Genomic DNA, 11,668 nt, shown 5'->3' on the forward strand with positions numbered 1-11,668 from the left:
TTTGGGTAATGGGTTCTTCAAGAGGATGGTCTCGAACCGAGACGCGAAGGCAATCCGGCCTCGTATTTCGGGAAGTGAGACGAGATTGAAGTACACATTGATTGACGGGGTCGACTGGCCATCGGTTCCCGTCCGTTGCAGGCCCGGATGCAATTTTGAAGGAGCGACGATGGCTCAGACCCTTTCGTTCAATGGTCGTAGGCGCGTACGCAAGTTTTTCGGTAAAATCCCAGAAGTCGCAGAGATGCCGAACCTCATCGAGGTTCAGAAGGCGTCTTACGACCAGTTTTTGATGGTTGAAGAGCCCAAGGGCGGTCGCCCTGACGAGGGCCTTCAGGCAGTTTTCAAGTCCGTTTTCCCGATCACGGATTTCTCGGGCGCCTCCATGCTGGAATTCGTGTCCTACGAATTCGAGCCGCCGAAGTTCGACGTCGATGAATGCCGCCAGCGCGACCTGACCTACGCCGCGCCGCTGAAGGTTACGCTTCGTCTGATCGTGTTCGATATCGATGAGGATACGGGCGCGAAGTCCATCAAGGACATCAAGGAACAGTCCGTCTACATGGGCGACATGCCGCTCATGACCAACAACGGTACGTTCATCGTCAACGGCACCGAGCGCGTTATCGTGTCTCAGATGCACCGTTCGCCGGGCGTGTTCTTCGATCACGACAAGGGCAAGAGCCATTCTTCCGGCAAGCTGCTCTTCGCTGCCCGCGTCATCCCGTATCGCGGTTCCTGGCTCGACATCGAGTTCGACGCCAAGGACATCGTCTACGCTCGTATCGACCGTCGCCGCAAGATCCCTGTGACCTCGCTGCTGATGGCCCTCGGCATGGACGGCGAAGAAATCCTGTCGACCTTCTACACGAAGTCCGACTATCAGCGCGACGGCAAGGGCTGGCGCATTCCGTTCAAGCCTGAAACCCTCAAGGGTGCCAAGGCGATCACCGAAATGGTTGACGCCGACACCGGCGAAGTTGTCGTCGAAGCCGGCAAGAAGCTGACCCCGCGTCTGCTCCGCCAGCTCGCTGACAAGGGCCTGAAGGCTCTGAAGGCAACCGACGAAGACCTGTACGGCAACTTCCTCGCCGAAGACATCGTCAACTACTCGACGGGTGAAATCTATCTCGAGGCCGGCGACGAAATCGACGAAAAGACGCTGCCTGTTATCCTGCAGCACGGTTTCGACGAGATTCCGGTTCTCGGTATCGACCACATCAACGTCGGCGCCTACATCCGCAACACGCTGACCGCGGACAAGAATGAGAACCGTCAGGACGCTCTGTTCGACATCTACCGTGTCATGCGTCCGGGTGAACCGCCGACGATGGACTCGGCCGAAGCCATGTTCAACTCGCTGTTCTTCGATGCGGAGCGTTACGATCTCTCCGCCGTTGGCCGCGTGAAGATGAACATGCGTCTCGACCTCGACGTCGAAGATACTGTCCGTATCCTGCGCAAGGACGACATCCTGGCTGTGGTCAAGATGCTGGTCGAACTGCGCGACGGTAAGGGCGAAATCGACGACATCGACAACCTCGGCAACCGTCGCGTTCGCTCTGTCGGCGAACTGATGGAAAACCAGTACCGTCTCGGCCTGCTCCGCATGGAGCGCGCGATCAAGGAACGTATGTCCTCGATCGAAATCGATACGGTGATGCCGCAGGACCTGATCAACGCAAAGCCGGCAGCCGCTGCCGTCCGCGAGTTCTTCGGCTCCTCGCAGCTGTCGCAGTTCATGGACCAGGTGAACCCGCTTTCGGAAATCACCCACAAGCGCCGTCTTTCGGCACTTGGCCCGGGTGGTCTGACCCGCGAGCGCGCGGGCTTCGAAGTCCGCGACGTTCATCCGACCCACTACGGCCGTATTTGCCCGATCGAAACGCCGGAAGGCCCGAACATCGGTCTGATCAACTCGCTCGCGACCTTCGCCCGCGTCAACAAGTACGGCTTCATTGAATCGCCGTACCGCCGCATCGTTGATGGCAAGGTTACGAACGACGTTCTTTACCTCTCCGCCATGGAAGAGGCGAAGTACTACGTTGCTCAGGCGAACGCCGAACTTGGCGCCGATGGCTCGTTCACCGACGAGTTCGTCGTCTGCCGTCACGCTGGCGAAGTTATGCTCGCTCCGCGCGACAGCATGAACCTGATGGACGTTTCGCCGAAGCAGGTCGTTTCGGTTGCTGCGGCTCTCATCCCGTTCCTGGAAAACGACGACGCCAACCGCGCTCTCATGGGCTCGAACATGCAGCGTCAGGCCGTGCCTCTGCTGCGTGCTGAAGCTCCGTTCGTCGGCACCGGCATGGAGCCGATCGTTGCCCGCGACTCCGGCGCTGCTATCGGTGCCCGCCGCACCGGCGTGGTCGACCAGGTCGACGCGACGCGTATCGTTATCCGTGCGACGGAAGACCTCGAAGCTGGCAAGTCCGGCGTCGATATCTACCGCCTGCAGAAGTTCCAGCGTTCGAACCAGAACACCTGCGTCAACCAGCGTCCGCTGGTAACCGTCGGTGACGTTGTCAACCGCGGCGACATCCTCGCCGACGGCCCGTCGACGGACCTGGGCGACCTGGCACTCGGCCGCAACGCGCTCGTCGCGTTCATGCCGTGGAACGGTTACAACTACGAAGACTCGATCCTGATGTCGGAACGCATCGTCGCTGACGACGTGTTCACCTCCATCCATATCGAAGAATTCGAAGTGATGGCCCGCGACACCAAGCTTGGTCCGGAAGAAATCACGCGCGACATTCCGAACGTTTCGGAAGAAGCTCTGAAGAACCTCGACGAAGCCGGTATCGTCTACATCGGTGCTGAAGTTCAGCCGGGCGACATCCTCGTCGGCAAGATCACGCCGAAGGGCGAAAGCCCGATGACGCCGGAAGAAAAGCTTCTGCGCGCCATCTTCGGTGAAAAGGCGTCCGACGTTCGCGACACCTCGATGCGCATGCCTCCGGGCACCTACGGCACGATCGTCGAAGTTCGCGTTTTCAATCGCCACGGCGTTGAAAAGGATGAGCGCGCGATGGCTATCGAGCGCGAAGAGATCGAGCGTCTTGCAAAGGACCGCGACGACGAGCAGGCGATCCTCGACCGTAACGTCTACGGTCGTCTGGTCGACATGCTGCGTGGCCAGGTCGCCATCGCCGGCCCGAAGGGCTTCAAGAAGGGCACCGAGCTTTCGAACTCCGTCGTCTCCGAATATCCCCGCTCGCAGTGGTGGATGTTCGCCGTCGAAGACGAGAAGGCCCAGGGCGAGCTCGAAGCTCTGCGTGGCCAGTACGACGAGTCCAAATCGCGCCTTGAACAGCGCTTCATGGACAAGGTCGAGAAGGTCCAGCGCGGCGACGAAATGCCTCCTGGCGTCATGAAGATGGTCAAGGTCTTCGTCGCTGTGAAGCGCAAGATCCAGCCGGGCGATAAGATGGCCGGCCGTCACGGTAACAAGGGCGTTGTCTCGCGTATCGTGCCTGTTGAAGACATGCCGTTCCTGGAAGACGGCACGCATGTCGACATCTGCTTGAACCCGCTGGGCGTGCCTTCGCGCATGAACGTCGGCCAGATCCTCGAAACCCACCTTGCCTGGGCTTGCGCCGGCATGGGTAAGAAGATCGGCGAGCTGCTCGACGAATACCGCAAGACGATGGACATCACGGACCTGAAGACGGAGTTGACGGAAGTCTACGCGTCGCAGGCAAAGGACGAAGTCGCCAACTTCGACGACGATTCGCTCGTCAAGCTGGCCGAGCAGTCCCGCCGGGGTGTCTCGATCGCAACGCCGGTCTTCGACGGTGCGCATGAGCCCGACGTTGCCTCGATGCTGAAGAAGGCAGGTCTGCATGAGTCCGGTCAGTCGGTTCTGTACGACGGCCGTACTGGCGAGCCCTTCGACCGCAAGGTCACCGTCGGCTACATGTACATGATCAAGCTGAACCACCTTGTCGACGACAAGATCCACGCTCGCTCGATCGGTCCTTACTCGCTCGTCACCCAGCAGCCGCTCGGTGGTAAGGCGCAGTTCGGCGGTCAGCGCTTCGGGGAAATGGAAGTCTGGGCTCTGGAAGCATACGGTGCGGCTTACACGCTGCAGGAAATGCTCACGGTCAAGTCCGACGACGTCGCAGGTCGTACGAAGGTCTACGAAGCCATTGTCCGTGGCGACGACACGTTCGAAGCGGGTATTCCCGAAAGCTTCAACGTTCTCGTCAAGGAAATGCGCTCGCTGGGTCTGTCGGTCGAGCTCGAGAACTCGAAGGTTGACGAACAGCAGGCCGGCCAGCTGCCGGACGCCGCAGAGTAACCACTTGATAGGGTGTGCGCTGTAATGCAGCGCACACCGTTCCCGCCTGGGCCCCGTAACGTGTTGGCCGGGCAGGGACGTTTCTGCCGCATTTTGCGGTTATAGTCGTTTTTCGCTATGGCGCGGCTCCCGGGAATTTGCCGCTTGCCATCGCAGTTGAGGGCTTCAAGCCCATGAAGGAGACAGGCATGAACCAAGAGGTCATGAATCTTTTCAATCCGCAGGTGCCTGCGCAGAATTTCGATTCCATCCGGATCTCGATTGCGTCTCCGGAGAAGATTCTCTCCTGGTCTTATGGTGAGATCAAGAAGCCGGAAACGATCAACTATCGTACGTTCAAGCCTGAACGCGATGGTCTGTTCTGCGCCCGCATCTTCGGACCGATCAAGGACTACGAATGCTTGTGCGGCAAGTACAAGCGCATGAAGTACAAGGGCATCATCTGCGAAAAGTGCGGCGTCGAAGTCACGCTGTCGCGCGTTCGCCGCGAGCGCATGGGCCACATCGAGCTCGCCGCTCCCGTTGCCCACATCTGGTTCCTGAAGTCGCTTCCTTCGCGCATTTCGACGCTGCTCGACATGACGCTGAAGGATGTAGAGCGCGTTCTCTACTTCGAACACTACATCGTCACCGAGCCGGGCCTCACCGCGCTCAAGGAGCACCAGCTCCTGACGGAAGAAGAATACATGCTTGCCGTCGATGAGTACGGCGAAGATCAGTTCACCGCCATGATCGGCGCTGAAGCCATCTTCGAAATGCTTGCATCGATGAACCTTGAGAAGATCGCGGGCGACCTGCGCTCGGATCTGGCCGACACCACGTCGGATCTCAAGCAGAAGAAGCTGATGAAGCGCCTGAAGATCGTCGAGAACTTCATGGAGTCGGGCAACCGTCCGGAATGGATGATCATGAAGGTCGTCCCGGTCATCCCGCCGGACCTGCGCCCGCTGGTTCCGCTCGATGGTGGCCGTTTCGCGACGTCCGACCTGAACGACCTGTACCGCCGCGTCATCAACCGTAACAACCGTCTGAAGCGCCTGATCGAACTGCGCGCTCCGGGCATCATTATCCGCAACGAAAAGCGCATGCTGCAGGAATCTGTGGATGCGCTGTTCGACAACGGCCGCCGTGGCCGCGTCATCACCGGCGCCAACAAGCGTCCGCTGAAGTCGCTGTCCGACATGCTCAAGGGCAAGCAGGGCCGCTTCCGTCAGAACCTTCTCGGCAAGCGCGTCGACTATTCCGGCCGTTCGGTCATCGTGACTGGTCCGGAACTGAAGCTGCACCAGTGCGGCCTGCCGAAGAAGATGGCGCTCGAACTGTTCAAGCCGTTCATCTACGCCCGCCTCGACGCCAAGGGTTACTCCTCGACCGTCAAGCAGGCCAAGAAGCTGGTTGAAAAGGAAAAGCCGGAAGTCTGGGATATTCTCGACGAGGTCATCCGCGAGCATCCGGTTCTCTTGAACCGCGCACCGACGCTGCACCGCCTGGGCATCCAGGCCTTCGAACCGATCCTGGTCGAAGGCAAGGCCATCCAGCTGCACCCGCTCGTCTGCACGGCCTTCAATGCCGACTTCGACGGCGACCAGATGGCCGTTCACGTGCCGCTGTCGCTCGAAGCCCAGCTCGAAGCCCGCGTCCTGATGATGTCGACGAACAACATCCTGCACCCGGCAAACGGTGCACCGATCATCGTTCCCTCACAGGACATGGTTCTCGGCCTGTACTACCTCGCGATCATGAACCAGAACGAGCCGGGCGAAGGCATGGCCTTCTCCGACCTCGGCGAGCTGCATCACGCGCTTGAGACCAAGGTCGTGACGCTGCACTCCAAGATCCGCGGTCGCTTCAAGTCGATCGACGAAGACGGCAAGCCGTACTCGAAGATCTATGAAACGACGCCTGGCCGTCTGCTTATCGGCGAACTCCTGCCGAAGAACGGCAAGGTGACCTTCGACATCTGCAACCAGGAAATGACCAAGAAGAACATCTCCAAGATGATCGACACGGTCTACCGTCATTGCGGCCAGAAGGACACGGTCATCTTCTGCGACCGCATCATGCAGCTCGGCTTCACGCATGCCTGCCGCGCCGGCATTTCGTTCGGTAAGGACGACATGATCATTCCGGAAACCAAGGCGAAGATCGTTGGCGACACCGAAAACCTCGTCAAGGAATACGAGCAGCAGTACAACGACGGCCTGATCACTCAGGGCGAGAAGTACAACAAGGTCGTTGACGCCTGGGGCAAGGCAACCGAAAAGGTCGCCGAAGACATGATGGCCCGCATTAAGGCCGTCGAGTTCGATCCGAACACCGGCCGCCAGAAGCCGATGAATGCCATCTACATGATGTCGCACTCGGGTGCTCGTGGTTCTCCGAACCAGATGCGTCAGCTGGGCGGCATGCGCGGCCTCATGGCCAAGCCGTCGGGCGAAATCATCGAGACGCCGATCACGTCGAACTTCAAGGAAGGTCTGACCGTCAACGAGTACTTCAACTCGACCCACGGTGCCCGTAAGGGTCTTGCAGACACGGCTCTGAAGACGGCGAACTCGGGTTACCTGACCCGTCGTCTCGTCGACGTCGCGCAGGATTGCATCGTCAACATGGTCGATTGCGGCACCGACACCGGTCTTACGATGACTGCCATCGTCGATGCTGGTCAGGTCGTCGCGTCGCTCGGCGCGCGTATCCTCGGCCGTACGGCTCTTGATGATATCGATCATCCGATCACCGGCGAGCGTCTGGTCGACGCCGGCAAGATGATCCTTGAGCCCGATGTCATCGAGATCGAAAAGGCTGGTATCCAGTCGATCCGTATCCGCTCCGCACTGACCTGCGAAGTCCAGACGGGCGTATGCTCGGTCTGCTACGGTCGCGACCTCGCACGCGGTACGCCTGTCAACATGGGCGAAGCCGTCGGCGTTATTGCGGCTCAGTCGATCGGCGAGCCGGGCACGCAGCTCACCATGCGTACGTTCCACCTTGGTGGCACGGCTAACGTGGTTGACTCGTCGTTCCTGGAAGCATCGTACGAAGGCACGATCCAGCTGAAGAACCGCAACGTTCTGCGCAACTCGGATGGCGTACTTGTCGCCATGGGCCGTAACATGACCGTCCAGATCCTGGACGAACGCGGTGTCGAGCGCTCCTCGCAGCGCGTCGCTTACGGCTCGAAGCTGCACGTCGACGAAGGCGACAAGGTCAAGCGCGGTCAGCGTCTGGCAGAGTGGGACCCCTACACCCGTCCGATGATGACGGAAGTAGCCGGTACCGTTCAGTTCGAAGACGTTGTCGACGGTCTCTCGGTTCTCGAAGCGACCGACGAATCCACGGGTATCACCAAGCGTCAGGTTATCGACTGGCGTTCGACCCCGCGTGGTTCGGACCTCAAGCCGGCAATCGTCATCAAGGATGCCAGCGGCAATGTCATGAAGCTGTCTCGTGGTGGTGACGCTCGCTTCCTGCTCTCTGTCGATGCGATCCTGTCGGTAGAGCCGGGCACGAAGGTCTCGCAGGGTGACGTGCTTGCACGTTCGCCGCTGGAAAGCGCCAAGACCAAGGACATCACCGGTGGTCTGCCGCGTGTTGCCGAACTGTTCGAAGCTCGTCGTCCGAAGGACCACGCCATCATCGCTGAGATCGATGGTACGATCCGCCTCGGCCGCGACTACAAGAACAAGCGTCGCGTCATCATCGAGCCGGCTGAAGACGGTGTCGAGCCTGTCGAATACCTGATCCCGAAGGGCAAGCCCTTCCATCTTCAGGAAGGCGACTACATCGAAAAGGGTGACTACATCCTCGACGGTAACCCGGCTCCGCACGACATCCTGGCGATCAAGGGCGTCGAAGCTCTGGCTTCGTACCTGGTCAACGAAATCCAGGAAGTCTATCGTCTCCAGGGCGTTGTTATCAACGACAAGCACATCGAAGTGATTGTCCGTCAGATGCTGCAGAAGGTGGAAATCACCGATGCGGGCGACTCGACCTACATCGTCGGCGACAACGTCGACCGTATCGAGCTGGAAGACGTCAACGACGCGCTGATCGAACAGGGCAAGAAGCCGGCTTACGGCGATCCGGTCCTGCTCGGTATCACCAAGGCGTCGCTGCAGACCCCGTCCTTCATCTCCGCGGCTTCCTTCCAGGAAACCACGAAGGTGCTCACGGAAGCTGCGATCGCCGGCAAGACCGACGGTCTGCAGGGTCTGAAGGAAAACGTCATCGTCGGCCGCCTCATCCCGGCCGGTACCGGTGGCACCATGACTCAGATCCGCCGTATCGCGACCTCGCGCGACGAGATGATCCTCGAAGAACGCCGCAAGGGCACGGGCGCCGATGTTGCCACGCCGATGCTGCAGGACCTCGCAGGCGAAAGCGCCCCGGCTGCCGAGTAATCGGCAGTCTGGTCCAAGAATTGAAAAGCCGCCCGGAGCGATCCGGGCGGCTTTTTTGTTTGAGAAGAACAATGCGGGCGCGTTGATGCCGGCGATAGCCCGAACGAACCGTTGGTCGCATCTAGCGAGCTCAAGTGGGTTGAAACATATCAAATAGTCGGCAATGTTACGATGTTTTGCGACTCTCTTCCAGAAACAACGAGGCCGATGTCAAACAACGAGCGCTCAGCGGGCGACGACAGCGGGAGCGCTATATTTAGGCGCGCCGATCTGGAGCGTCATCTCAAGGCTCGTTGGAATGAACGAGGCGAAGCGCTTGGTGACAATGAGCGGCTGGCGTTTCTGTTCCGGAGCTAGTAAGTCACTCGCTCTCACGGAATGCCGGCATAGACCTTCCTTACGTGGATCTTTGGGTGGCAATTTTAGACGAGTGCATAAGCTGGTTGATCAGCTTGGATGTCGTAGTGCACGCCGGCCGACTAGAGCGCGGCATGATGAAAAATTTTGAAAAATCCATTGTCGTCCTTCTGAGCAAGATAATCTCCGACCTGACGGCAATAAGGCATCTCGTCCTGGCGGGGTTTGACGGTTCCGCGCGAACGATTGTCCGTTCAGTAGCAGAATACATGGAGGTTCTGGTTGCCGTCGTGCATGAGCCAGCCTTTGCGGACGAGTTTGTGAAAAGTGACACGCCTGAAGCGTCGCAATTATTCTGGCAAACACATCTACGCGGCGGAAAGCTTCGTCGGAGGATAACCGCAGCTTGGGCAGACTTCTTTAAAACGATTGCTGCTCATGAACGCCAGCCGATAACAGAGACTTTTGCGAACTGGGGGAGAGGATCGAACCCGATACTATCGGGTTCAACCCATCCGAGCTTCGTTGGCGGGCTCTTCGCCGCTATTCCACTGAAGGGAAAGTATAGGGATGAAAACTGGCTTGGTACCTGGGGCGACAAAGCGGACTTTTCAGTAAATACAATTTACATCATCACGCAGTTCATGTTCCCGATTCTGCTTCTGGGATCGAAATTTCCCTTCGGTATCGTAAGAGGGGGCGACACAGAACCCTTCCCTGCCTATAACCAGCATGACGAATTCCATCGGCACGTGCGGACCGGTCGTGATATCTTGGCGAGCCTAATAATCTCGCTATGCCAAGAAACTAACCGGCCTTTCGTGTTTCCGGAATTCGACCTGAGCATCTGGCCGCCCGAACAGGCTGATTCGGCCTAATTGCTTATCAGCTGAAGCGGATGATCGCCACTTCGCCTTCGACGGCGCCCTGGTAGGCGGAGGCGTGCGGCTCCTCGGCCGGCACTTCGGTCAACATGCCGATCTGATCGAGGTCGGCTTCGATGAATCCCTCTTCAGCAAGCGCATTCAGAGCCTCGCGAACCGCGCTGTCTTCGTCGGCGGCCCTGAGCATCACGTGAAGATCGACGCCTTCGCTGTTGTCGGACTCGTAGCCCTTGCCGATGATGATGAAGACCATCGGGCCTTCCGAATTGTTGTCGTTGTCGGGGGCAGTGATCATCGGATGTCCTTCGATTCGAGATTTGAATCTGATTTCATGGGCTTAGCCCCTGTAATCAGTGATTCCATAGCCGGTTTTGTTGCATTGCCCAAGTTTATCTTGCCGTGCTGCAGCGAATTCGCCTAGAAGGCCCGAAAGAGCCCTCAAACGCCCGGTTTCAAGGCGTTTGGCCGAAGTTTATTTGTTAACAGCCTTGACGAGACGGCGGGAAACCAGTAGTACCCGCGCCATCCGGACCCATGTGAGGCATGGCCATTCGGGGCGACGCGCCTCGAAGATCACCTCAAACAAGGTTCGAAACGCACGTTGAAGATATGTTGCCTGTACGCATGACGCATTTCTTTATGCGTCCTCTGCTTTCTGTGGTCCATCTGTGAAAGCGGATCGGGCCACGTTTTGCGCATTGAGACACGCGTGTGATCTTGCCGGAGACGGCGTGAGTTACGCCCGCAAGGGTTCGAGATTTAAACGTAAGGGATGGTTGAATGCCTACCGTAAACCAGCTGATCCGCAAGCCGCGCCAGCCAAACGTAAAGCGTAACAAAGTTCCTGCACTGCAGGAAAACCCGCAGAAGCGCGGTGTTTGCACACGCGTTTACACAACGACGCCGAAGAAGCCGAACTCGGCTCTCCGTAAGGTCGCCAAGATCCGTCTGACCAATGGCTTTGAAGTCATCGGTTATATTCCTGGCGAAGGTCACAACCTGCAGGAACACTCTGTTGTCATGATCCGTGGCGGCCGCGTAAAGGACTTGCCGGGCGTTCGTTACCACATCATCCGCGGCGTTCTCGATACCCAGGGTGTCAAGAACCGCAAGCAGCGCCGTTCGAAGTACGGTGCGAAGCGTCCGAAGTAATTCGGTTTTGAAATCCCGGCGCTGCGCGAGGTCCTCCGCGTGGTAGAGCGCCTTAACATTCGAAGAGACGAGAAGTATGTCCAGACGTCATAGAGCAGAAAAGCGCGAGATCAACCCGGACCCGAAGTTCGGCGATCTCATCGTCACCAAGTTCATGAATGCAATCATGCTTGACGGCAAGAAGTCCGTCGCTGAAAGCATTGTTTACGGCGCATTTGACTCCGTACAGGGCAAGTCCAAGCAGGAGCCGCTCGGCGTGTTCCATCAGGCTCTGGACAACGTTGCTCCGCACGTTGAAGTCCGTTCGCGCCGCGTTGGTGGTGCTACCTATCAGGTTCCAGTTGATGTTCGCCCGGAGCGCCGTCAGGCCCTGGCCATCCGCTGGCTGATCGCTGCTGCGCGCAAGCGTAACGAAACGACCATGATCGACCGACTGTCGGGCGAGCTTCTCGATGCATCCAACAACCGTGGTTCCGCGGTCAAGAAGCGCGAAGACACGCACAAGATGGCTGACGCCAACCGTGCGTTCTCGCATTATCGCTGGTAATCCCGAACGGGTTCGAAAGGCA

Annotated in this window: 6 protein-coding genes; 5 read left to right on the plus strand and 1 reads right to left on the minus strand. The window is 58.6% G+C overall.

What is annotated here, in order from left to right:
* The first annotated feature begins 169 nt into the window (after positions 1–169).
* From rpoB to FZ934_RS04470, 3 genes are all read left to right on the plus strand, one after another.
* Positions 170–4,306, plus strand: a complete 4,137-nt coding sequence (rpoB, locus tag FZ934_RS04460) for a DNA-directed RNA polymerase subunit beta (protein WP_153270093.1) — start codon at positions 170–172, stop codon at positions 4,304–4,306.
* 188 nt (positions 4,307–4,494) lie between these two features.
* Positions 4,495–8,706, plus strand: a complete 4,212-nt coding sequence (gene rpoC / locus FZ934_RS04465; RefSeq protein WP_153270094.1) for a DNA-directed RNA polymerase subunit beta' — start codon at positions 4,495–4,497, stop codon at positions 8,704–8,706.
* A gap of 491 nt (positions 8,707–9,197) precedes the next feature.
* Complete coding sequence (locus tag FZ934_RS04470) at positions 9,198–9,941, plus strand: hypothetical protein (protein WP_153270095.1); 744 nt, start codon at positions 9,198–9,200, stop codon at positions 9,939–9,941.
* Positions 9,942–9,948: 7 nt separating this feature from the next.
* On the opposite strand, the gene FZ934_RS04475 is transcribed toward FZ934_RS04470, so the two are convergent.
* Positions 9,949–10,242 carry a transcriptional regulator gene (locus FZ934_RS04475; RefSeq protein WP_153270096.1) on the minus strand — a complete coding sequence of 98 codons (294 nt, stop codon included), beginning with the start codon at positions 10,240–10,242 and terminating at the stop codon, positions 9,949–9,951.
* Positions 10,243–10,727: 485 nt separating this feature from the next.
* Here FZ934_RS04475 and rpsL point away from each other — a divergent pair, with 485 nt between their 5' ends.
* Together rpsL and rpsG are read left to right on the plus strand one after the other, a co-directional pair.
* Positions 10,728–11,099, plus strand: coding sequence for a 30S ribosomal protein S12 (gene rpsL, locus FZ934_RS04480; protein WP_018902683.1), 372 nt, complete (start codon positions 10,728–10,730; stop codon positions 11,097–11,099).
* A gap of 76 nt (positions 11,100–11,175) precedes the next feature.
* Positions 11,176–11,646: a 30S ribosomal protein S7 gene (gene rpsG, locus FZ934_RS04485; RefSeq protein WP_113363774.1), complete on the plus strand. Its 471-nt coding sequence runs from the start codon at positions 11,176–11,178 to the stop codon at positions 11,644–11,646.
* Positions 11,647–11,668: the final 22 nt, after the last annotated feature.

The organism is Rhizobium grahamii, from assembly GCF_009498215.1.
Classification (GTDB): Bacteria; Pseudomonadota; Alphaproteobacteria; order Rhizobiales; family Rhizobiaceae; genus Rhizobium; species Rhizobium grahamii_A.

Bases quoted from the DNA above. Each gene is read 5' to 3' on its own strand.
- rpoB (WP_153270093.1), top strand. From the start codon at position 170: ATGGCTCAGACCCTTTCGTTCAATGGTCGTAGGCGCGTACGCAAGTTT.
- FZ934_RS04475 (WP_153270096.1), bottom strand. From the start codon at position 10,242: ATGATCACTGCCCCCGACAACGACAACAATTCGGAAGGCCCGATGGTC.
- FZ934_RS04470 (WP_153270095.1), top strand. From the start codon at position 9,198: ATGATGAAAAATTTTGAAAAATCCATTGTCGTCCTTCTGAGCAAGATA.
- rpsL (WP_018902683.1), top strand. From the start codon at position 10,728: ATGCCTACCGTAAACCAGCTGATCCGCAAGCCGCGCCAGCCAAACGTA.
- rpoC (WP_153270094.1), top strand. From the start codon at position 4,495: ATGAACCAAGAGGTCATGAATCTTTTCAATCCGCAGGTGCCTGCGCAG.
- rpsG (WP_113363774.1), top strand. From the start codon at position 11,176: ATGTCCAGACGTCATAGAGCAGAAAAGCGCGAGATCAACCCGGACCCG.